The sequence below is a fragment of the Pedobacter sp. genome (genome assembly GCF_031119335.1).
Taxonomy (GTDB): domain Bacteria; phylum Bacteroidota; class Bacteroidia; order Sphingobacteriales; family Sphingobacteriaceae; genus Pedobacter.
Genome location: NZ_JAVHXT010000002.1, coordinates 49,191 through 73,447, shown reverse-complemented (window position 1 = coordinate 73,447; position 24,257 = coordinate 49,191). Strand labels below are relative to the sequence as shown.

Here is a 24,257-nt window from a genome sequence, read left to right as displayed (position 1 = left end):
AATATGCCGTAGTTAATGTTAATTTTGCCTTATGAACTGCAAGTATATATTGTTTTTTGTAATTCTATTGATTAGCTGCCAACAAAAACGAACGGTAGAAACCAGTTTTTACTTTTGGAAAACGGTCTACCAAACTAATGGGGTTGAGCAAAGCTATTTACAGCACTTTAAAAGCAATAAGTTATTTGTAAGGATTTTAGATGTAGATAGGAACCTTAACGGAGAAATTGCACCTGTGGCACCCATCAAGTTTAAGGATAAAATACCAACCGATTTAGAATTGGTTCCCGTAGTTTTTGTGGTTAATGATGTTTTAAAGGAAATCAGTCCAAGCGAGGTCAAAAAACTGGCGGTAAACATAGTGAAATTTATAGATGGAAAAGTAAAACAAGCAGGGAAATCCAGCTATGCTGAGCTGCAAATAGATTGCGATTGGACGGCTACCACCAGAGCGAATTATTTTTCGTTATTAGAAGAAATCAAAAAGTTTATCGATGGCAAAGTAATTTCATCTACGCTACGCCTACATCAGTTAAAAAATCAAGAAAAAAGTGGCATTCCACCAGTAGATAAGGTTGTGCTAATGTGCTACAATATGGGAAATCTTCGCAAGTTTGGTACGCAAAACTCCATCTTAGACATTAAAGAACTTGAAAAATATGCGGATGATAACTTAAGGTATTATCCAATGGAAATAGATGTTGCTTTGCCATTGTTTTCTTGGACGGTTGTATTTAGGAAAGGGAGTTATGCAGGTATCTCCAAGCGGTTAAAAAATATAGATTTGGCTAACAGCTCGATGTTTTTAATGCAAGCCAATGGTTTATATTTAGTCAACGAAGATTTACCTCAATTTGGTCTTTATAAAAATGATGAAATTCGGTTAGAAGAAAGTAAATTTGAAGACATCAAGCAAAGTGCGGTTTATCTATCTAAATACTTCAATAGCAAGTCACTTAATCTGCTGTTTTATCATTTAGACGAACCTACACTGAAAAATTTTAATACCCATGAACTGGAAGAAATCGCTCATATTTTGCGTTAGTTTTTTAACTGTATTTTTTGGTGAAATTGTAGTCAATATCGCCTGTGGCGGAGAAATAGATCCGTACGATTATTACATCTCGTACTTTCATAACGATGTGCAGGGAAAAGATTACGATCAGTTCAATTTCAGCGAATGGGAATATCTCTATCATGATGAAGAAAAGGTAGATGAATATGATTTGAATAGCGCTGAATGGGCTAAGTACTTAAACGTAAAAAAAGAAGACGTACGCAGCATAATGTACGAAAGTGATAGCACAACCAATGTGCTTTTGGCAAGTTTGACCAAGAAGAGTTTAAAACAGTTGCCACAACACTTGCAACAAAATACATTCATAGAAGCTTTAGGTAAAAACAAGCATGCCTTAAAATATTTTGCTTTTGCTAAAAGTTGTGAACCGCTAGCCACTTTTGATTATGATCCCTGGAACCCCGCTACTAGGGATAGTTCGCAAATGATTGAAAAGGCAGAGGAAGCCATAAAGCTACTGGCCGAAGTAAAGAAAGATAATTTTTTAAAGCTGCGCTATGCATATCAGGCTGTTAGAATGTACCATTATGCAGAAAGTTACGAAGCCTGTAAAACTGTTTACAAGAAGTACATTGAGCCAATTTCTTCTACAGATTTAGCCAAAGGTTGGGCAATGTCGGTGTATGCTGGCTCCGTTCGTTATGCGGGCAATCCAACGGAAGCTGCGTATCTATTCTCGAAAGTTTTTAGTAGTAATCCAGAACGAAAAGTGCAGGCCTATAAGAATTTCCATTATACTTCTACGGCTGTTGAAGATGTGTTGCCATTTGCTAAAAGCGATGAGGAAAAAGCAAATATCATCGCCATTAAGAGTTTTGGTAACCCAGATTACGACCTGGAGGCACTAAACAAAGTTTATGGTTATATGCCAAACAGCTTAATGAACGGAACATTGTTGATAAGGCAAATCAATAAGCTAGAGAAAGATTTTAACAAGCCTGGAGGTTTTTCTAGAAACTATTTTGATACAAATGCTAAAGGTGATACCGTAAACAACGCTAGCTTAATACAATTGGAACTCACCAATAACTTTGCTTTAAAACTGGCGGATGAAAAGAAATATCCAGAGCCAGAATTGGGGATTATAAGCGCCGCTTACCTCAATTGGTTGAAAAAAGACGATGTGGCAGCAACGGCTCTATTGCAAAAGTTAGATCCTTCTAAATTAAAAGATCGATACAAAAATCAATATCAGATCATTAATTTATTGCTAAATGCCAGAAAAATTAAACAGGGAAACATCAATCCAGATGAATTGGTGCCAACGCTAAAATGGCTTGATGAAAAGCGTAAGAAAAATGTTCCAACTATAGAAGATGATTATTTTGCTCAGAGTAGAGAAAACAGATTTTTAGCCACTACACGCAATTTTTATCAAGAGCTACTGGCGCCAACTTATATCAAATTAGGAGATACGGCAACCGCGGCATTGTTAATGTTAAAAGGCGATTACAACACAGAAACTGCAAATCAAGGTAGCTTGGCCAACGCTATGAGTTGGACTACACTAGAATTTTGGAGAAATTATTTGAGTTCAGCTACCTTGGGAAAACTAGAAAGAAGGTTTGAAGGAAAAGCAAAAAGCAATTTCGACGCTTTTTTGAACGAAGCCCTTTCCAAAGTAGATAAGACCGGGTTTTATGAACTTTTCGGAACAGCATACCTGCGTGAACATCAATATGAGAACGCTTTGAAATGTTTCGAAAAGTTACCTCCCAATTATGAGTTTTTAACCCCAAGTGATTGGTACGAAGACAGAACACTTTACGCTAATCCATTTGAAACTACCATAAATGACTACCCGAAAAAATATACCGACTCCACTAAAAAGTACAATAAGAAATCTTTTGCCAAAGAAATGTTGCGACTACAAAAGCTAACGGTTAGCGATAAGAAAAATGCAGCTCAGCATTACTTTAAAATGGCTAATGGTGTTTATCAAACGGGTTATTATGGCAATGCTTGGTCGTTAATTAGCTATAATTGGAGTTCTTATTCTATTTACGAACCTGCCAGATATGTGTTTGATCAAGACTTTAAGCTGGCAGCGAAAGCGAAGCAGTGGTATTTAAAAGCACGTAGTTTAAGTAACGATGCCGAGTTTAAAGCAAAATGTACATTTATGTTGGCTAAATGTGAGCAAAAAAGCGAGTCGAATAAATTATTTAATCAGCATAATTGGTACGACCTTGGCTATAAAGAAACGCATGATATGTTCACCAGTATCAATAGACAAAACCAGTATTTTGCAGAGTTGAAACAACGTTATGGGCAAACTGCCTATTTCAAAAAAGCAGTAAATGAGTGTAGCTATCTAGGTGATTTTATAGCGTCGAAGTAATAGATTTCTTTTGGCACTTTAAACGATCGTTAATTATTCGTTTCCGATAAAATATCTTGCATTTGCTTTAACTCTGTCACCTTTTCTGCGGCGCCCAAATTTTCGTAAGCCGAAATCAAATTTCTAATGATACGGCGAACAATTTCGGCATTGCTACACGGCGCATAAAATCCAGGCTGCGGCTCTAAATTCAGCTGACGTAAAAACTGATCTACATCGTGTTTGCCAAAAATTGCTCCCTTGTTAAAAGCATTAATGTAAAACAACACGGCCTGCTCTCTATCGGGGTTGCTTTCGTCAATATAACCTAAAATAAAATGCTGCGGTAAATTAACGCCATAAACTGGAATATCCAATTTCTGGGCAATGGTAGAGTAAATAATGGCCAACGAAATTTGGTTGCCTTTTTTGCTCTCCAGTACTTGGTTTAAGTAAGAGTTTTGTGGATCGTGATGATTTTTAGTATTGCCGCCAAAACCAAACTGGTTATAAAAAATATGATTAATCAGCTTAATCTTCTCGATAGAGCTCATTTCGTACTGCAAACCCACCCAAATCTCACGCTTAATATCCTCAATTTGGTTAATAATTGCTTGTTCGTCTAAATCTGGAAACTGGTAACGGTTAATAATTAAAGCGCCCTGCAACAGATCAAAAGCACCACTTTGATACCATAAATTCAAATCTTGTTTTACGTTCGTAAACTGAATAGTGTGCACAATATTCTCAATGCGCTCCTGCATCATCGTATCCAAAGATTTCTCCCAAGCCGTCTCCAAGTGCGAAATGGCATCGTTTCCATATTCCAACAATTTTTCTTGCACACTAGAAAAAACCTCCTCATCTGGATCGTCCAGCAGCTTTACCAAAGCATCTATTTCTGCCACATTGCTACGCTCTTTCATCTGTTACCTTTCTCTCTTTATTGTTCGCTAATTTTCCGAAAAGCAAATTTAGTTTTTTATCGGTCCCGCTAGTCCCGCTTTCAACTTTGTTCCCGATTTTACATCGGGATACGCCGTTTCAATCGGGTTTATTTTACATCCGCCTGTAAACCTTCCACCTTCCAGCCTTCCGCTTTCAAATCCTTGGTCTTTCGTCTTTCAGCTTTCGTCTTCAAGCCTTCCACCTCCACTTTAATCTTTCACCTTTTTTCCCTTAATTTGCCCCATGGTCTTACAATTCTTCGCCGATTACCTTAAACATCAGTTTACAGCTAAAACCCGTCATGGCACACATTCGCCATTTGTCTACAAGCTAGCAGATGAGGTAATTTACGATTTTTCCATAAAAAATGAATACAAAGAAATTGAAGCGCAGCGAAAAAAACTTTTAAATGACCAACGTTTAATTACCGTAACCGACTTAGGCGCAGGCTCTCATCTCAACAAAAACCGTACGAAAAAAGTTTCGCAAATTGCCAAAAATGCGCTTAAATCACCACGATTGGCACAGCTTATTTACCGTTTATCAGCCAATCATCAACCAGCTAACATAATAGAATTAGGCACTTGTTTAGGTGTTACTTCTGCATATTTATCAAAAGCACAGCCAAGTGCTAATGTTTTAACTATCGAAGGTTGTCCGCAAACGGCAGAAGTTGCTTATCAAAACTTCCAAGACCTAAACCTACAGAACGTAGAACTACAGGTTGGAAACTTCAACGATTTACTGCCAAAAGCTATTGAAGAAAGAACGCAGTTAGATTTTGTTTACATCGACGGTAACCACACCAAAGAAGCAACGCTCAACTATTTTCATTGGTGCTTACCAAAAATCACAGAAAACTCGCTACTCATTTTCGACGACATCTATTGGAGCGAAGGTATGAAGCAAGCTTGGGAAGAAATCAAAAACCACCCACAAGTTACCGTAACTGTAGATTTGTTCTGGATAGGTTTGGTATATTTCAAAAAAGGACAAGCGAAGGAACATTTTAAGCTAAAATATTAAATATTGCAATCGAATTTCTAAAGCGCATAGGTTATGCAATATGTGTCCCCCTTTGGAGGGGGTAGGGGGAGGAAGAGTGACTATGCCTGCCAATGGTTTCAACCGTTTGTTAAACTATTTTTAAATTATTTGTCTGATATACAGTTGGTTGAATTAAATAACTGATTTTTAAGTTGTATAACTGAAAAATCAGTTATAACTTTAGGTTATGGAAGAATTAACCAAAGCCGAAGAACGCATCATGCAAATTCTATGGAAATTAGAACACGCATTCGTAAAAGATATCATCGAACAAATAGAAGATGAACCCAAACCTCCTTACAATACCATTTCATCAATTGTGAGGTTATTGGAGAAAAAAGGTTATGTGAGTTACAAAGCCTACGGTAAAACCTACGAATATTTCCCTGCCATCAGCAAAGAGGAATATGCTAAAACCAGTTTCTCTAAATTGTTCTCTGGTTATTTCGATAACTCTGCAAAAAGTTTGCTTTCGTTTATGGTAAAGCAAGAAAAATTAAGCGAAGCCGATATCGAAGAACTTAAATCACTAATTAACAAAAACGCTTAGCATGGAATTGTTCTACTACCTGCTTAAAGTAAGTGCCTGTTTGGTGCTATTTTTTGCCTTCTATCTGTTGGTGCTCAACAAGCTTACTTTCTTCAAGTTCAACAGGCTTTATTTACTGGCAACCTTGTTGTTGAGCTTTGTAATACCAACCTTACAATTTACTATAGAAAGGGAGGTAGAGCAGGTACAAATAGTAGCTGAGGAGGTTGTCGAAATTCCAGCGAATGAAATCCAACCTATGGAGACCATACCGAATTTTGTTGAAAGTACAACCGTAGAAGGAACTTCAGTAGATTGGCTAGCCTTAATTCCTTATGCTTACATCCTTGTAACCTTGGTTATTTTATCGCTTGGTATACGCAAAATATTAAAGCTGCTTCAACATACCAAGCAAAAAACAATAACAATAAACGGACTAAAACTAATAAGCAAAGCTGATGGGTTTACCAATTGCTCTTTTTTCAACTACGTATTTATTGATGAAAAAAGTCTAAGCGAAAATGAACTTGAAGTTTTATTGCAGCACGAAAGCGTTCACGCACAACAATTTCATTCTATCGATAAAATAGTGATGATGCTCGCTAAGGCCACTGTGTGGTTTAATCCCGTAGTTTATTTGTGGGATAAAGCTTTAGAGCAAGTGCACGAATACGAAGCAGACGAAGCCACCTCAAATAATTTCGGCTCAAAGGAATATGCTTCGCTGTTGCTCAAACTTGCGGTAGATCAGAGTAGGTCTTTACTGGTACACAATTTCGTGAAAAGTCCGATAAAAGAGCGTATTAAAATGTTATTCAACTCAAAATCAACAAATATGAAAAAATTAATGTACTTACTGGTTGCGCCTATAGCATTAGGCTTAATTTGGGGATTTACTGTAGAGGTGATAGAGGTTGAAGCAAAAGATAAAAAGACTAATGAACTAATCCGTCTGACAGAAAAAACTGGCAAAGAATTATGGGGCACAACTATCAAAGGAAAAGTAAAAACCATCTTGTTAACAGGGGTTGGTGAGGTATTAAATTTTCAATATGATAAAGGTTTAATAAGAGTTTTCAATCCGGCGGTTGGGAAAATTAAAATAGGGGATGAACTTGCCATGAAAGTTGCAGGAACAGTTCAACAAATTATGGTTTCTGATGCAAAAGGGGATATACTTAAAGAACTTGACGCCCCTTGTATCACTGTTTCTTTAATTAAATCTGCAAATGGGGCACTCTTATATAAGCTTAAAAATCAACAAAAACCATTTATATCGAAAACTTCCTTACTAAAAGGAAATGATTATAGAGAGGAACGAATTACATTAAACACCTACAGTGGTAAAATACTTTCTGCCAAAATGGTTTTTGTTGGACAAAATCATAAGCCTGCAAAAATTTATACTTACGTAAATGGCAAGCTGTTCAATGAACAAGAAAGTTTAAAATTCGATAAAAATTTCATTTCTAAATTATCAACAGATAGAGGTTTTTCTTTTGCTAACGATTTCGATTTTCCTGAGATTAAAGATAAAAATGAGGCTGTAGTGTTTTGGTTTGGGCAAGAACCAAAATTGTCTTTTGCTAAGACCAGAAGTAGGCAAGCTGCAAAAACCTATAACGGACAGGTTATTGGAGGTAAAGTTGTCGACGTTACTTACAATGAAAGCAAGTTGATGAATGGTTTTATTGTTAAAACTTCTAAGGAGACAGTGAAAGCAAACGTAGAAGCAAAGTTCGCAACGCAAATTCATAATATGATTAAGATAGGAGATGACGTAAGTATTAAGGTTTACAATGCTGACTATTGGAGACAAATGGATATGCCGATATTGATAAGCTATAAGTTAATGAAGAATGGAAAGTTGTTGTTTGATAGATGGCCTAAAATTGCTAAGCATAATGAGCTGCCAGTCAAAAAAAATAACGAGTATTTAGATATGGATAATGGCTTAAATAACTTTAGTTATTACGCCAAAGATTCTACGATAGTCGATAAGAAAAATAAAACAATTAATTTATATGGAGCCGCAAAATTTTCTACCAAAGAATTTATATATGAAGGATCTAAAATAACGTACAACGAAAAACTTAAAAAAATCAAAGTTTACGATGCTAACTTGATAGAAAAAAGCACCAATAAGGTTCGTAAAGCAGACTCCATTTTTGTAGACTTAAATCAATCTAAAGGCATAGTTTTTGGTGTGATAAAAGATTTGAATTGAAAATATTTAATTGGCAGAATGGCGCAAAATGCTATTAGCAACATGTCATCATTTCGACCGCACCGAAGCGAGCAGAGAACCGAAGCTCTACGAAGTAAATTGAAAATCAGTGAAGTTAAGTCTACCAAATTGCTCAAGTAAGTAGTTAGATTTCTCCTATCGTCGAAATGACGACTTGCGAATGGAGGGACTTTTTACAACTCCCCGGGTCTATAACTTTTCTCCATATTATTCATCACATCTTCCTTGTAAAACAATACATCTTTAAACTCGCCTTTGGCGTACATTTCAGCTTGGTCGTTAAAATGCTTCGAGCTAGGATTACCGCTATTACCACCTGCTAAAATAGATTTGGCTTTTACTTTTGTGCCGAACTCTACCGCACAAACAAAGCTATTGCCGCTGTAGCCGTATCGTTTGTTGGTGCCAAATTGGTTACTGCGGTACGATGGAAGTTGTCCCCACAAAGCAGAGCCAAATGCTACCGGAAAACTAGGTACTGCATCGTCATATTTTTCGTTCATGGCGCCAGTTAGTCTTTGGAAACGGTTTACTTCGCCCCAAGGCATTTGCCATTTGCCGAAGCGTTTGTTCAAATCATCGATGGTTGATTTTAATGGTTGCAACAAAGTTTCTGTTTTTGCGGTTTTGGCAAATTCGATGGTTTTGGTTACTTGGTCTTTCTCGCCTTGGTTGATGTACACATTCTGAATGTCCCTGTTTACACGCTGTGCCCATTCCATTGCCAAAGTTGCCGCTACAGATGTGGTAGAAGAATAATAGTCCCACTTTTTCAGTTCTGCAATAGGCTCTTTTAAGCTAGCTTTTAGTGGGTTTTCAGCAGGCAATTGCTCGTAAGCTTTAACCAATGCTGGCAATAATACTTCAAAAGCGGGCAAATAAGTGTCGTAACCTAAGGATATTACACCATCCAAATCGTACTTATTGGGTTTGTTCAGTAGCCTTAATGCGGCCACACCTCTAAAGTTTTCGCCATCTGGTGCCATGTAGGGAGGGTAATCTGCTTTCTTCGGACTATTTGCCCCAGCGGTCGTAAATGGTGTAGAATTACAGTTCTGCAGCCAGCCATTCGTTGGATTGTAAATATGCACACTCTCACTTACCGGATGTAAGCCCTGCCAAGCCGTAGCAGAAGTGGTTGCATCTACTGGCTCACTCCAATTGTAGGCCGTATCTCGTTTAGGTATAAAATTGCCATGCCAATAGGCGATGTTGCCCTTTGCATCTGCATAAACCGTATTGTTAGAAGCGTTGGCTGTCAAATCCATTGCTTTTTGATAATCTTCGAAGCTTTTAGATTTTGTTCTTACCCAACTTTGCACCAAACTAGCTGGGTTTTGATTTTGATGCTTCAAACTAATCCACTTGCCATCCCTATTAGCCATTATTGGCCCGTTGTGAGTAAAATAGGTTTCAAATTTCTTCGTCTTTAAAAGGCCGTTTTCCAAATATTTAATCTCGATGTTTTTCTTTCCTATCGGATATAGTTTTTTATCGAAAGTATAGTAATAGGTATCCTTCAGTTTAGTGATTTTTTCGGCGTACATATCAGCCACATCAACATTGTTCGAAGTGTGCATCCAGCCGCAAAACTCATTAAATCCTTGATAGATGAAGAATTGTCCCCAAGTTACAGCACCGTAAGTGTTCAATCCTTCTTGACTTTGCATGTGTATCTCTGGCCTAAAATAAAAGGTGGTATGCGGATTAATGTACAACATCGCATTGCCTGTTTTGCTCATTTTTGGCGCAAAAGCAAATCCGTTAGAACCGCTAAACTGATCACGAATTTGAGGAATATATCCGGTAGGAGAATGGTCGTTGGTGTAGAATTTTTTCAGCTCTGTAATGGTTAAATTGCCTGTACTAATGGCTCCAATACTGCCGTCCGTCCAAAGGAAAGGGTACCAAGGTTTAAATTTGGTTAGCAAAGCGGGTTTAACACTCGGGTTTTTGTAGAGATAAAAGTTGATGCCGTCTGCATAAGCTTCTAGCAGTTTCTTCATCCAAGGCTCGGCTTTTTTATAATCGTTAATGGCTTGTGTACTATCTATTAGCAAACGAATTTGTAAATCGTTGTATAGCGTTCTTTCTCCCTCAATTTCTGATAATCGTCCTAGCTTTTCGATGTAATTAAGTTCGATACGTTTAAAATCATCTTCACATTGGGCGTAAAGCATCCCAAAAACAGCATCAGCATCTGTCTGACCATAAACATGCGCAATGCCCCATTTATCCCTAATAATTTCTACGCGTTGCGCTTGCTTAACCCAATCGCCAATTTCTTTATTGCTGGGCTCTTGTGCAAATACGAAAAGAGGAAGGAAGACGAATAGTAACAGAAAATAATTTTTCATGTCCTTAAAATAATGTTCTCTAAGATAGCCACAGATGCACAGATTTTTATCTGTGCTTATGACAAAAATTATTAAATAAAAATTTGTGCATCTGTGGCAAAGAATTAAAAAGCTTCCGCAAAGCTGATATAAAACCCACTTTGACGCTTTTCGTTTGGACGTTTCTCTCCAACGCCATAATCTAAACGTACACTTAAGCCTTTGGCTGGGTCGAAGAAATAACGACCACCAATGCCATAATTAGGCTTAAAATTTTTAAGTAATTGGGTTTCTTCGTTGGCAAAAACCTTTCCGGCACCACCAAAAACCACCATCCCTAACCGCTCCATAAAACGATATCTAATTTCCGCCTGTGCTGCCAAGAAATTCTCATCGCGATAACGACCGCCATAGTAACCACGCATCATTTCATCGTTACCCATTTGTGGTAATAAATAGAAGGAAGTATTTGCACTTTGGATAGTATTATACATTCCCTGCACACCTAAAACAACCTTTGGCGCCAACGACCAAAAATTACGTACGTTAACTTTAATCTGGCTTCCAGAGAAGTTCTCGCCACCAAAAATTGGAGGTGCGTATTGATAACTGATACGCCCAAAGAAACCTTTAGTTGGGTAATTGTTCGAGTTACGGGTATCATAACTTTGCGATACCCCTACAAAAAGTACAGAACCGCCGTCTTTGTCACGCAGGCCATTTCCTACAGAAAAAATGCCGCCAACTTCTTTGTCGGTAAATTTGTAGTTTTCAAAACCTAGAGAAACGCCGGTATAAACATTTTTAACGAAGGCTTTTTCAGCATCAAATTGCACTTTAGCCATCCGCTGCACCAATCTATCTTCATCAATGTGCGAAGTATTGTTGCCAATGCCATAGAAGTTAAAAGGCATATTTCTAAAACGAATTTCGCCAATAAAATGCCATTCATTTCTTTTTGTCCAAGCATCGCCTCTAAGCGTTACATTATAAGTGTTGGTTGTAGAGTAAGAAGCTGCACCAAAAAAATTAGAACTGCGGTTAAGCGTATCCGCCTTATCTACATAAAATGAATAAATACTGCCTAAACCAAATTCGAAGCCTGTTTCTTGTGCATATCCAAACACCGGAATAGGCATAAAGCTGGCCTTACGAGTGGTGTCCTTTTCGTTCGAGAAAATACGTTTTATAAATCCAAGTTGCGCCCAAGCAAGGTTGGCAGAACAAAAGATTAAAACCGTAAGTGCTAATTTTTTCATCGGTTACAAAGTAAATGAATTTCTGTGGATTAGGATAATCATTACTTATATTGGATTTTTTTAACAATGATGATGAAGAAAATTCTCCTTTTCGCCCTGCTGGTTTTATTTTCAATTGCAAATGCTCAAATTACTGCACCGCTTCCAAACAACGAAGCTAGTGTTTTGCAGCCTTATATCAATCAGTACCAGTCTGATAAAAATATGCTCAATAGAAAATATGCCTTAAAGCAATCTGATGAGTATTATTTGAGGATGGAAAGATTTTATTCAGATTGGCAGCAGCAATTAAAAAGTTTGCCTTTTGTTAAGCTTTCACAGAATGAAAAGATTGATTATATTCTGTTGAAACGAGATATCGGGGCTGATGCCCGTAATTTACAAACTGCCTTTAAAGAATTTAAGGATGATAAATTCCTTCTCCCATTTGCGGTGCTTGTAACAGATTTTGAACAGAAACGAAGGGTTGGCAAACAACAGGACGGAACAGCAACAACGGCTATTTTCGAGCAATTGAAATCACAGCTAACAGCCTTAAAATCATCAGTAGAAAAAAAGAATATGAATGTGACCGCTGTCCAAGCCAAATGGGCACAGCAAGCGGTGGCTCAGTATGCAGCAACATTTACCGAAGCTTATAAATTCTACGATGGTTACGACCCTCAATTTACCAAGGCTACTAAAAATGCTTATCCGGAAGTTTTAGCTGCATTTAAGGAGTATAGCGAAGCATTGGCGAAAATTGAAAAACAAGCTGGCTTTACCGACGACGGAACTGATATTGTAGGAAATCCGATTGGTAGGGCAGGTTTAATTGATGGACTGAAAGACGAGATGATTGCCTACACCCCAGAACAATTGACCGCAATTGCACAAAGAGAGTTTGCCTGGTGCGATGCAGAAATGGCAAAGGCAACCCGTGAAATGGGTTTTGGTAAAGATTGGCGAGCGGCTTTGGAAAAAGTGAAAACTGCTTATCCACCGTTGGGCAAACAACCAGAATTGGTGTATGAGTTGGCAAATGAAGCCATTAACTTTGTAGAGCAAAATAAACTGATTACCGTGCCCATTTTAGCTAAAGAAGGTTGGCGAATGCGGATGTTAACTCCCAAGGAGCAACTTTTTGCACCATTTTTTTTAGGTGGCGAGTCTGTGCTAATTGCCTATCCTCATGAGGATATGAGCGAAGAGGCCAAAATGATGACTTTGAGAGGGAACAATCGCCATTTTTCTAGAGCAGTAGTTTTCCATGAATTGATACCAGGACATAATTTGCAGTATTTTATGCAAAGCCGATACAAACCTTATCGCAGGGCTTTTAGTACGCCATTTTGGACAGAAGGATGGTCGCTATATTGGGAAATGTTGCTTTGGGATAACAATTTTGCAAAAACTCCAGAAGATAAAATTGGAATGCTATTTTGGCGAATGCACCGTTGTGCTCGCATCATCTTTTCTACAAAGTATCATTTAGGCGAATGGACGCCAAAACAGTGCATCGATTTCTTGGTAGAGCGTGTAGGTTTTGAGAGAGCTAACGCCGAAGCAGAGGTCCGAAGGTCTTTCACTGGGAATTATGGTCCGCTGTATCAAATTGGGTATATGTTAGGTGGTTTACAGTTTAGAGCATTGCACAAAGAACTGGTACAAAGTGGTAAAATGAACAACATCGCTTTCCATGATAAAATTTTGAAAGAAAACTGCATGCCGGTAGAAATGGTAAGGGCTTTATTAACTAATCAAGCTTTAACGGAGAATTTTAGCACAAAGTGGAAGTTTGCCGGGGAGGTAAAATAAACTCTTAACATTAATTATTGCCGTCATTGCCAGCTCGACTGGCAATCGTAATGCGATAAAAGGATGGATTATTGTTTTTTAAACCCTCTCTGCCCAACGGGCAGAGAGGGTTATTGCCAATAATATATGCACCCAATCAATCCCAAAAGAACTACCTCAACTGCCAACTAAACCGGATGGAAGCGGAAAGCCCGCAAGCGAGTGTAACGAGTGCGGACTTGTAACGTACAGCCGGACTTTCGGAACATAGTACTACAGTAATTGCTTTTCAAAAAATACTATCCCGAAGATTTTCGCTGATGTTCAAACAGATGTCACAAATCCGCATCTGCTAAATCTGCGGTTCTTATCTGCGTTCATCAGCGGAAAACTTAGCCTCTAGAACAATCCGGAATAAAAATTAATATTCTGCTTGCATAATAAAAATCAATTCTATAAATTTGTTATGCAAGCATAGTAATTTAATGAAGCAGAAGGAAACCGTAGATTATTTCTTAAAGATAGTTTGGCAAAACGTGTCGAACACTTATAACCAAGTAGCGGCCGGATTTGGCATTACACAGGCCATTGGCTACATGTTAATCAACATTGAAGCCGAGGGTACTGCTGTTTCTGCTTTAGCGGGATTGCTAGGTGTGAAAGCTACAAGTTTATCAAGAATGCTAAACAATATGGAAGAATCGGGGTTGATTTATAGGGAGACTTCCGAAGGAGATAAGCGTTCGGTAAAGGTTTATTTAACACCTTTTGGCATTGAAAAACGAAAGCTTGCCCGTGATGTAGTCATTTCTTTTAACGAGTATTTGAACGAAAAATTAAGTGTGAAAGAAAGGGAACAACTGATTTCCACTTTAGAGAAAATTAACCAGTTAACATTGGCTTATCCGCCAGCAAAAAAATAATAATGAACAAACGTATCACAAAAGTAGCGGTTTTGGGCTCGGGGATTATGGGTTCTCGAATTGCCTGCCACTTTGCTAATATTGGAGTAGAAGTCTTATTGTTAGATATTGCAGCTAAGGCTAACGAGGGCGAACAACAAAGTCCTCAGCAGAAAAATAAAATTGTAAATGAGGCTTTGCAGGCTGCGGTAAAAAGCAATCCATCGCCTATTTATTCGCAAAAAGTAGTACAGAAAATTAGCACAGGAAATTTCGATGATGATATGTCGAAAATTGCTGCGTACGACTGGGTAATAGAGGTAGTGGTAGAGAATTTGGACATCAAGAAAAAGGTGTTTGAGCAGGTTGAGCAATATCGTAAACCTGGGTCATTAATTACTTCTAACACTTCGGGTATTCCAATACATTTAATGGCCGAAGGTAGGAGCGAAGATTTTAAAGCGAATTTCTGTGGTACACACTTTTTTAATCCGCCACGTTATTTGAGGTTGTTGGAGATTATTCCAACGCCGCATACCAAGCCAGAAGTAGTAGATTTCTTGATGCACTACGGCGATAAATTTTTGGGGAAAACGACAGTACTATGTAAAGATACACCTGCATTTATTGCCAATAGAGTTGGGGTTTATTCGATAATGGCGCTGTTACACTCGGTAGAGAAACTGGATTTAACGGTTGAGGAAGTGGATAAATTCACTGGCCCGGCTTTGGGTAGACCGAAATCGGCTACATTCCGTACTTCGGATGTGGTAGGTTTAGACACTATGATGAAGGTGGCAAAGGGTTTGTACGATAATGTGCCGAATGATAAAGCACACGATTTGTTCAAATTGCCAGCCTACGTTGAAAAAATGGCGGAGAACAATTGGTTGGGCGATAAAACCAAACAAGGTTTCTATAAAAAGATTAAAAACTCAGAGGGTAAGAGTGAAATTTTAGCACTCGACTTAAAAACGTTAGAATATAAACCTCAGCAAAAAATTAAATCAGCTACGTTGGAAATGACGAAGAGCATTGACAAAGTAGCCGACAGAATGAAAGTTTTTGCTGCGGGAAAAGATAAAGCGGGCGAATTGTTCCGTACTTCTTTCTTCGGCTTGTTCGAATATGTTTCTGACCGTATTCCAGAAATTGCAGATGAACTTTATAAAATTGACGATGCTATGCGTGCTGGTTTTGCTTGGGAGCTTGGTCCGTTTGAGGTTTGGGATGCTGTTGGCGTTGCCGATGCCATTGAGGGAATGAAAAAATATGGCAACGAACCTGCTGGCTGGGTAACCGAGATGTTGGCGGCAGGTCATACTTCGTTCTACAAATTAGAAGATGGCGTGAAGAAATATTACGACATTCCTTCGAAAAGTTATAAAGCTATTCCGGGCACCGCCGATTTTATCATCCTTGAAAACTTAAAAGCCAACAATAAGGTGCTTTACAAAAATGCTGGCGCTTCTATTATTGATTTGGGCGATGGTATTTTGAATGTAGAGTTCCACTCGAAAATGAACACAATTGGTGGCGATACTTTAACTGCTATCAACAAAGCGATTGACATGGCCGAAAAGGATTACCGTGGCGTGGTGATTGGTAATGATGGTGCTAATTTTTCAGCTGGAGCTAACGTAGGTATGATTTTCATGATGGCGGTAGAGCAGGAGTGGGACGAATTGAATATGGCAGTGAAAATGTTCCAAAATACATCCATGCGTATTCGTTATTCTTCAATTCCAGTTGTTGTTGCTCCTCATAATTTAACTTTAGGTGGTGGTTGCGAATTCAGTTTACATGCCGACCACGTACAGCTAAGTGCAGAAACTTATATGGGTTTGGTGGAATTTGGTGTAGGTGTAATTCCAGGTGGTGGCGGCTCTAAAGAGTTTGCTTTAAGAGCATCTGATGAATTTGCGGATGACCAGATTGTACAAAATGCGTTGAAAAACCGCTTCTTAACTATTGGGATGGCTAAAGTGTCTACCTCTGCAGTGGAGGCATTTGAATTGGGCTATTTGCAAAAAGATAAATATTCGATTAGCATGAACCGCAGTCGATTAATTGCCGATGCTAAAGCTAAAGCAATCGAGCTAGCAGATGCGGGATATACCAAACCAGTTCAACGTAAAAACATTAAGGTGTTAGGTAAGCAAGGCTTAGGGATTGTTTATGCTGGGGCAAATACCATGTACTCGGGTAATTACATCTCGGAACACGATAAGAAAATCTCTGAAAAATTAGGTTGGGTAATGTGCGGCGGCGATTTATCTTCTCCAACAGAAGTAACTGAGCAATATTTGTTAGACCTAGAAAGGGAAGCATTTTTGTCGCTTTGTGGAGAACGGAAAACCTTGGAAAGAATACAGTCGATAGTTACCAAAGGTAAGCCGTTGAGGAACTAGATGTGAGATTTGCGTATTGCGTATTGAGACATAAAGTTGCAAAATGTAATATGTTGAGAGTTGTCAAATAAATAAGGAATTATGCGTGTTGTAGAGTGTCTCAATACTCAATACGCTCTACTCAATACTAAAAAAATGGAAGCATACATAATAGCAGGACTTAGAACGGCAGTGGGCAAGGCTCCACGAGGTGTATTTCGTTTTACCAGAGCTGATGATTTAGCGGCTGATGTGATTAAACAATTGGTAGCATCGGTGCCGAATTTAGATAAGGAACAAATTGATGATGTGATTGTGGGTAATGCCACTCCAGAAGCGGAACAGGGGCTAAACATTGGTCGTATGATTAGCTTGATGGGCTTGGATACCGACAAAGTGCCTGGCGTAACCGTGAACAGATATTGTGCTTCGGGATTAGAAACTATTGCAACGGCAGTCGCAAAAATTAAAGCTGGCATGGCCGATTGCATCATTGCTGGTGGTGTAGAAGTAATGTCGGGAATGCCATTTGGTGGTTGGAAATTAGTGCCAAATCCAGATGTGGCCAAAACTAACCCAGATTGGTACTGGGGAATGGGTTTAACTGCAGAAGCTGTAGCTAAAGAGTACAATGTAAGCAGGGAAGACCAAGATGAGTTTGCATTTCAATCGCACATGAAAGCTATAGAAGCCATTAAAAATGGTCACTTAAAAGCGGGTGTAGCGCCAATTAATGTTAACGAAACCTACTTGGATGACCAACTGAAAAGGAAAACTAAATCTTATGTGGTAGATACAGATGAAGGGCCGAGAGCTGATACTACGATTGAACGTTTAGCAAAGCTGAAACCCGTTTTTGCAGCTAATGGTGTAATTACGGCGGGTAATTCTTCACAAACTTCTGATGGAGCAGCCTTTGTGTTAGTGGTTTCTGAAAAGAAAATGAAAGAACTAGGTGCAGAACCAATTGCTCGTTTGGTAAGCTATGGTGTAGCTGGTGTTCCTCCAAGAATTATGGGTATTGGCCCAATTGAGGCCATTCCAAAAGCTTTGAAAATGGCAGGTGTACAACAAGACGAAATTGGCTTGATTGAACTGAATGAAGCTTTTGCCTCACAATCTTTGGCCATTATCAGAACCTTAGGCTTAGACCAAAGCAAAATTAACGTTAACGGTGGTGCAATTGCCTTGGGTCATCCACTAGGATGTACTGGAGCTAAACTTTCGGTGCAGTTATTTAACGAAGCTAAACGAAGAAACGCTAAATACGGTATGGTAACGATGTGTGTGGGAACAGGGCAGGGTGCTGCGGGGATATTTGAGGTGTTTTAATCGTATTGAGTATTGCGAATAGCGTATTGTGACATGGAGCAGAATTGAAAAGTTAACATTATCAACGAAATGCATAATATTAAAGAATTAAAGATTTGGAATAAGGCCATTGATTTGGCTGTGAAGGTTTATCAAATTACAGCTAATTTTCCTGCTGATGAAAGGTTTGGATTAATCTCACAATCTAGACGTTGCGCCGTTTCAGTTCCATCTAATATTTCTGAGGGAGCTGGAAGGAATACAAAAGGAGAGTTTAAACAGTTCCTTGGCATAGCTAACGGCTCGTCTTACGAATTGCAAACCCAAATGGTAATTGCAGAAAAACTCGGTTTCCTAGATGAAGCGGCTTTTACCGATGTGATAGATAGCATCGATGAATTACAAAAAATGAACTATAAATTACAAAATGCTTTGCAGTAGGACTTGTTGTTAGAAACACTACTGCACATCACTATTAGATAATCTATGTATTGCAAATTGTCTCAATACGCAATACTCATTACACAATACTAAAAATGAAAGCAACAATCAAAGGCGGAGAATTCTTAATTAAGGAAACTTCTTATCACGATGTATTTATTCCAGAAGAGTTTGATGAAGAGCAGCAAATGATTGCGCAAACCTGTCGCGATTTTTTAACTGCCGAAGTATATCCAAACCTCGAAAAATTAGACAGTCATGCAGACCCAGAGTTAATGCCAACGCTTTTAACCAAAGCAGGCGAACTGGGAATTTTGGGCGTGTCGGTACCTGAGGAATATGGAGGTTTTGGAAAGAACTTCAATACTTCAATGTTGGTGGCTGATGTAGTTGGCGCTGGACATTCGTTTGCGGTAGCTTTATCGGCACATACCGGAATTGGAACCTTGCCGATTTTGTATTACGGTAACGAAGAGCAGAAAGCTAAATACATTCCCAAATTGGGAACTGGAGAATGGAAAGCTGCTTACTGCTTAACAGAGCCAAACTCAGGGTCTGATGCCAACTCAGGCAAAACAAAAGCAAAGCTGAGCGATGATGGCAAGCACTATATCATCAATGGGCAAAAAATGTGGATTACCAATGGTGGATTTGCAGATATTTTTATCGTCTTTGCTAAAATAGATGATGATGAAAACTTAACCGCTTTTATTGTAGAACGTGATTTTGGTGGTATTACCATGAACCCAGAAGAACACAAAATGGGTATCAAAGGTTCTTCCACCCGTCAGGTATTTTTTAACGATTGTCCTGTGCCGGTAGAAAATATGCTGAGTGACCGTCAGAATGGTTTCAAGATTGCAGTGAACATCTTAAACATTGGTCGTATAAAACTTTCGGCTGCTGCAATTGGCGCTTCAAAAGCTACCATTAGCACTGCGGTAAATTATGCTAACGAACGTCAACAGTTTGGTAGGTCGATTTCTAAATACGGTGCTATTCGCTATAAAATCGCCGAGATGGCAGCAAAAGTTTATGCTGTTGATGCGGCAAACTACCGTGCTGGACAAAATATTGACGATACTTACGATGCTTTAGTGGCCGATGGAATGGAGCCAGGAAAAGCAAAGCTGAAATCGGTAGAGCAATTTGCGGTTGAATGTGCGATTTTGAAAGTATGGGGTTCGGAAGCCTTGGATTACGTGGTAGACGAAGGTGTACAGATTTACGGTGGTATGGGTTACAGCGCCGATGCACCGATGGACAGAGCTTACCGTGATGCCCGTATCAACAGGATTTTTGAAGGCACAAACGAGATTAACCGCTTGTTGACCGTAGATATGATGTTGAAGCGTGCGATGAAAGGCGAATTGGACTTGATGGGACCTGCGACGGCTGTAGCAAATGAATTAATGTCTATCCCAGATTTTGGTGAGGAAGATGATACTTTATTTGCAGCAGAGAAAAAAACATTGCAGAACTTAAAGAAAGCAACTTTAATGGTGGCTGGTGCTGCGGTACAAAAACTGATGATGAGCCTAAGCAAAGAGCAAGAGATTTTAATGAACATCGCCGATATGGCAAGCTATGTGTATGTAGCTGAATCAGCTATGCTACGTACAGAAAAGTTAGTGAACTTAAAAGGTGAAGAAGCAGCTAAAGGTCAGTTAGATTTAATGCGTATCTACTTTGTAGAAGCAGTTGATGGTGTAGCTAAAGCAGGTAAAGAGGCACTTTGGGCTTTCGGCGAAGGTGATGAATTACGTATGATGTTGGTTGGTTTGCGTAGGTTTACCAAGTTAGAACCATTTAACGTAAAACAAGCTCGTCAGGACGTAGCGGTGCAAATTATCGAAGCGAATAAATATATATTTTAGTGAGCTGATAGACTAAAGCTTAAAGACCAAAGCGAAAATTGCAATTTGCAAGCTAGCTTTGGTCTTTTTAGTTTTTAACTAAACTAATTGTCTTTAGTCTTTCAGCTTTGGTCTATAGTCTTTTTTCAACTGTTAAATTTGGTTAAAAATTGTAGCAACGGGTTTAAAAGTTTATTTTTGCGTTTGATGAAAAAATATAGTGGGATATTATTAGTTGTTTTTTGCTTGGTTGCGGTTATGTCTTGTAAAAAGGATGACGATGGAGTAAAAGAAATTGAGAAGTTTATCAAAGAAAACAATATTAATGCAACAAAAGACGAAACAGGTCTTTATTACGAGATTATTAACCCGGGAGTTGGAAATGTTACCATTACACCAAACTCGAGAGTTACCATTAAATACGAAGGAAAGTTGCTAAATGGTAAGGTGTTTGATAATGGAGAAGGGAAGGAACAGACTTTTGTGCTTGGTCAGCTGATAAGCGGATGGCAGATCGGATTGCCTAAAATTCAAAAAGGTGGTGAGATCAGATTACTTATACCTCCTAGCTTGGGTTATGGAGATAGATCCGCAGGTGAAATTCCAGCAAATTCTCCTTTAGATTTTAATATCAAATTGATAAATGTTCAATAAAAATTTAATGCGTAAAATAACTACATATATCGTTGCACTTTTTAGTGTTTTAATTGTTTTCAGCTCTTGTAAAAAGGAGTATGAAAGCATAGAGAGTATTGATGATGCGAAAATAAAAGACTACATATCGAAGAATAATTTACAAAATGTAGAATCTGATGAAACTGGGTTTTATTATCAAGTTGTTGAGGAGGGAACTGGAGACTTTTTCAAAAATAGCGATATGGTTTTTTATTATGTCACAGTTAAATCGCTGTTAAACGGAACACAATATTTACAATCCCCTACATACTCCAATTTGAGTAACTTTGTTGGTTACTTAAATTCATTTTATAATGGTTCGCTTTCTTCAAATTCATACAATATACCTGCTATTAGAACAGCGGTTTTAGCTTTAAAACCTGGAGGTAAGGTAAGAATATTTGTTCCATCCTATTTAGCCTTCGGAAAAAATGGTGCAGGCAATATTCCTTCGAATGAAATTATTGAGTTGGTTGTTACAACAATTAATTATAAAACTCAAGCAGAAATAGATGAGGAACGTATCAATACATTTTTAACTGCAAATAACATTACGGCTACTAAGCATTCTTCTGGTGTATATTATCAAGTTTTAACCCAAGGAACCGGAACAGATATAATAGATGAACATTCTAAATTAGTGGTAAAATATTCTGGAAGACTTTTGGATGGGACGCAGTTTGATAGTGGAGATGCATTTTCGACTACACTATCAGCAGTAATTAGAGGCTGGGGCGAAGTAATTCCGTTATTCAAAAGTGGGGCAAAGGTTAGAATATTTATACCATCAGAATTGGGTTACGGTTCTAGTGGAAATGGAGGAATTCCAGCCAATTCTGTACTTGACTTCAGTATTGATATCACTAGTGTAACAAACGACTAACTAAAAAGTCCCGATTAATTCGGGACTTTTTAGTTTAAAGCTTTCTTGTAAACTTCCAATATTCTTTTTCTAGCGAAATCGTGCTCAACGATAGGAATTGGCAATAAGGCACTTTTATACTCTGGCGCCCATTTAAAAACGTATTCCATCTTTGGGTCGAATTTCTTTAACTGAAGTTCCGGGTTAAATACTCTAAAGTAAGGCGCTGCATCGTTGCCGCTTCCGCAAGCCCATTGCCAGCCACCAACATTACTGGCTTGTTCGTAATCCAAAAGCTTTTCGGAAAAATAAGCTTCGCCCCAACGCCAATCTATCAGTAAGTGCTTACATAAAAAACTAGCTACTACCATGCGTACACGGTTGTGCATAAATCCTGTTTCGTTGAGTTGCCTCATGCCTGCGTCTACCAAAGGATAACCTGTCTCGCCTTTACACCAAAGTTCAAATTCCTTTTCGTTGTTGCGCCATTGAATGCGGTCGTAATCTGGTTTAAAAGCTTTGTTTGTAGTATGTGGAAAGTGCCACAAAATCATCATGTAAAACTCTCTCCATGCCAATTCAGATAACCATTTGTCTGCTTTTTGTGCAATGGCTTCTCTAGCTACTTTTCTAATGCTAACGGTGCCAAATCGTAAATGAAGACCTAAATGGGTAGTAGCATTTTTGGAGGGGAAATCTCTGTCTTTTTCGTAACCATCTAATTTATCTTGGTAATTGATAGAGGGGAATTTGACATCGCTTTGCGAGAAGCCAAATTGTTTTAACGAGGGAAAATCGAAAGCTGCTACTTGATGTAGATTTTTAAAGTATTTCTCTGTTGGATAAGATTTTAAATAAAACTCATTCAGCTTTAATAGCCATTGTTTGTAATAAGGTGTGAAAACGGTGTAAGGAGTGCCATCAGCTTTTTGCACTTCTTTTTTTTCAAATATTACCTGGTCTTTAAAAGTATGAAATGCAATGTTATTTTGGTTCAAGAACTCGGCAATGGCTTTATCTCTTTTTCTGGCGTAAGGCTCATAATCATGATTGGTGTAAACAGCATCTACTTTAAACTCGTTAATGATTTCCTGCCAAGCATTTTCTGGTGTATCGTATTTTACCAGTAAAGAAGACCCGATGTTAATTAATTTGTCATTGATTTTAGATAGCTGTTGATGAATGAAGTCCACTCGGGCATCAGCTTTATTTTCTAGTTTTTCTAAAATGTTCCTATCAAAAATAAAAACCAATAAAACTGGATTTTCTGCTTTTAACGCATGGTAAAGTGCAGCATTATCGTCTAATCTTAAATCTCTCCTTAACCAACAAATATTGATAGTGGGTTTATTATTTTTTTCGCTCATAAATGGCTTTTAATGCATCTTCAAGGTTCAAATACCTGAATTGAAAACCTGTATTTAAGATTTTTTGCGCAGAAGTATTAGTACTAACCAATGGTAAGATACTCATTTCTCCCAAAATAGCTTTTAGCAAAAACTTAGGCACATTAAACGGCCAAATAGGTCGGTGCAATACCTTGCCCAAGGTTTTGGTAAATGTTTTATTGGTGACTGGCGATGGTGCTGCAGCATTGTAAGCGTCGAACATATCCTTATTCTTTAGTGCATGCACAAAAATATTCACTAAATCATCTAGGTGTATCCAGGGCATCCATTGTTTACCGGAACCCAAAGGGGCGCCAGCAAAATAGCTGATGGGTTTTTCCATTGAGGCCAAAGCACCACCTTTTTCGCTCAGCACAATTCCAATTCTAACTTTTACCACTCTAATGCCTAAAGCAATTGCTTGTTCGGCTGCTTTTTCCCAGGCAATGCAACAATCGGCCATAAACCCTGTTCCATATAAACTTTCTTCATCCAAAACCTCATCTGCTCTATCGCCATAAATACCTACTGCCGAAGCTGAGATATAGCTTTCAATGTTAGTATTAGTTTGTTTTATTGCTTTAAAAATTAACTCGGCAGATTTTACACGGCTATCGATAATTTGTTGTTTACGTTCTGCTGTCCAAGGTTTATCGGCTATGCCTTCTCCAGTTAAATTGATGATGGTATCAATTCCTTCTAAGGCATTATTATCTATGGTTTGTTGATAAACATCCCATTGGAAAACTTTTACATTTGCTTTGGAAGTAGGCTTTCTTGCCAAGATAGAAACTTGATATCCATCAGTGAGTAGTTTTGAAATAAGTTGTTCGCCAACTACACCCGTGGCACCCGCAATAAGAATGTTTTTTGCCATAATAACTAAACCCT

18 protein-coding genes are annotated in these 24,257 nt (G+C 38.4%); 13 read left to right on the top strand and 5 right to left on the bottom strand.

The genetic code is table 11. The features are described from left to right. Positions 1-31 precede the first annotated feature (31 nt). Together REI64_RS02480 and REI64_RS02475 are read left to right on the top strand one after the other, a co-directional pair. Positions 32-1,045: a hypothetical protein gene (locus REI64_RS02480; RefSeq protein ID WP_308848508.1), complete on the top strand. Its 1,014-nt coding sequence runs from the start codon at positions 32-34 to the stop codon at positions 1,043-1,045. After that, positions 1,011-3,419 (top strand): hypothetical protein, encoded by a 2,409-nt coding sequence (locus tag REI64_RS02475; protein ID WP_308848507.1) that lies wholly within the window; start codon positions 1,011-1,013, stop codon positions 3,417-3,419. Before REI64_RS02480 ends, REI64_RS02475 begins: the two co-directional genes overlap by 35 nt. A 29-nt stretch (positions 3,420-3,448) precedes the next feature. On the opposite strand, the gene REI64_RS02470 is transcribed toward REI64_RS02475, so the two are convergent. Beyond that, on the bottom strand, positions 3,449-4,324 hold the full coding sequence (locus REI64_RS02470; RefSeq protein WP_308848506.1) for a transglutaminase-like domain-containing protein: 876 nt from the start codon (positions 4,322-4,324) through the stop codon (positions 3,449-3,451). Between the two features lie 265 nt (positions 4,325-4,589). On the opposite strand from REI64_RS02470, the gene REI64_RS02465 reads away from it, so the two are divergent. From REI64_RS02465 to REI64_RS02455, 3 genes are all read left to right on the top strand, one after another. Further along, the gene (locus tag REI64_RS02465; protein WP_308848505.1) at positions 4,590-5,372 is read left to right on the top strand and encodes a class I SAM-dependent methyltransferase; all 783 of its coding nucleotides are present in this window, start codon (positions 4,590-4,592) and stop codon (positions 5,370-5,372) included. Between the two features lie 208 nt (positions 5,373-5,580). After that, the gene (locus REI64_RS02460) at positions 5,581-5,943 is read left to right on the top strand and encodes a BlaI/MecI/CopY family transcriptional regulator (RefSeq protein WP_308848504.1); all 363 of its coding nucleotides are present in this window, start codon (positions 5,581-5,583) and stop codon (positions 5,941-5,943) included. 1 nt (position 5,944) lies between these two features. Next, positions 5,945-8,149 (top strand): M56 family metallopeptidase, encoded by a 2,205-nt coding sequence (locus REI64_RS02455; RefSeq protein ID WP_308848503.1) that lies wholly within the window; start codon positions 5,945-5,947, stop codon positions 8,147-8,149. 194 nt (positions 8,150-8,343) lie between these two features. Here REI64_RS02455 and REI64_RS02450 read toward each other — a convergent pair whose 3' ends face one another. Beyond that, on the bottom strand, positions 8,344-10,527 hold the full coding sequence (locus tag REI64_RS02450; RefSeq protein WP_308848502.1) for a penicillin acylase family protein: 2,184 nt from the start codon (positions 10,525-10,527) through the stop codon (positions 8,344-8,346). Between the two features lie 104 nt (positions 10,528-10,631). Further along, positions 10,632-11,765: a BamA/TamA family outer membrane protein gene (locus REI64_RS02445; RefSeq protein WP_308848501.1), complete on the bottom strand. Its 1,134-nt coding sequence runs from the start codon at positions 11,763-11,765 to the stop codon at positions 10,632-10,634. A gap of 72 nt (positions 11,766-11,837) precedes the next feature. Between REI64_RS02445 and REI64_RS02440 the strand changes: the two genes are divergently transcribed. From REI64_RS02440 to REI64_RS02405, 8 genes are all read left to right on the top strand, one after another. Next, positions 11,838-13,562: a DUF885 family protein gene (locus REI64_RS02440; RefSeq protein ID WP_308848500.1), complete on the top strand. Its 1,725-nt coding sequence runs from the start codon at positions 11,838-11,840 to the stop codon at positions 13,560-13,562. Between the two features lie 464 nt (positions 13,563-14,026). Next, entirely contained in the window at positions 14,027-14,464 is a 438-nt protein-coding gene (locus REI64_RS02435) for a MarR family transcriptional regulator (protein WP_308848499.1), read from the top strand. Positions 14,465-14,466: 2 nt separating this feature from the next. After that, complete coding sequence (locus tag REI64_RS02430; protein ID WP_308848498.1) at positions 14,467-16,854, top strand: 3-hydroxyacyl-CoA dehydrogenase NAD-binding domain-containing protein; 2,388 nt, start codon at positions 14,467-14,469, stop codon at positions 16,852-16,854. Positions 16,855-16,989: 135 nt separating this feature from the next. Further along, entirely contained in the window at positions 16,990-18,165 is a 1,176-nt protein-coding gene (locus REI64_RS02425; protein ID WP_308848497.1) for an acetyl-CoA C-acyltransferase, read from the top strand. A 69-nt stretch (positions 18,166-18,234) separates the two neighbouring features. Then, positions 18,235-18,585 carry a four helix bundle protein gene (locus REI64_RS02420; protein ID WP_308848496.1) on the top strand — a complete coding sequence of 117 codons (351 nt, stop codon included), beginning with the start codon at positions 18,235-18,237 and terminating at the stop codon, positions 18,583-18,585. Positions 18,586-18,680: 95 nt separating this feature from the next. Continuing rightward, positions 18,681-20,462 (top strand): acyl-CoA dehydrogenase family protein, encoded by a 1,782-nt coding sequence (locus tag REI64_RS02415; protein ID WP_308848495.1) that lies wholly within the window; start codon positions 18,681-18,683, stop codon positions 20,460-20,462. A 186-nt stretch (positions 20,463-20,648) separates the two neighbouring features. After that, positions 20,649-21,095 carry an FKBP-type peptidyl-prolyl cis-trans isomerase gene (locus REI64_RS02410; RefSeq protein ID WP_308848494.1) on the top strand — a complete coding sequence of 149 codons (447 nt, stop codon included), beginning with the start codon at positions 20,649-20,651 and terminating at the stop codon, positions 21,093-21,095. Between the two features lie 7 nt (positions 21,096-21,102). After that, a complete protein-coding gene (locus tag REI64_RS02405) occupies positions 21,103-21,999 on the top strand; it encodes an FKBP-type peptidyl-prolyl cis-trans isomerase (protein WP_308848493.1) in 897 nt (298 codons plus the stop codon). Positions 22,000-22,028: 29 nt separating this feature from the next. On the opposite strand, the gene REI64_RS02400 is transcribed toward REI64_RS02405, so the two are convergent. Then, a complete protein-coding gene (locus REI64_RS02400; protein WP_308848492.1) occupies positions 22,029-23,345 on the bottom strand; it encodes a deoxyribodipyrimidine photo-lyase in 1,317 nt (438 codons plus the stop codon). Next, positions 23,329-24,243 carry a TIGR01777 family oxidoreductase gene (locus tag REI64_RS02395; protein WP_308848491.1) on the bottom strand — a complete coding sequence of 305 codons (915 nt, stop codon included), beginning with the start codon at positions 24,241-24,243 and terminating at the stop codon, positions 23,329-23,331. Before REI64_RS02395 ends, REI64_RS02400 begins: the two co-directional genes overlap by 17 nt. Positions 24,244-24,257: the final 14 nt, after the last annotated feature.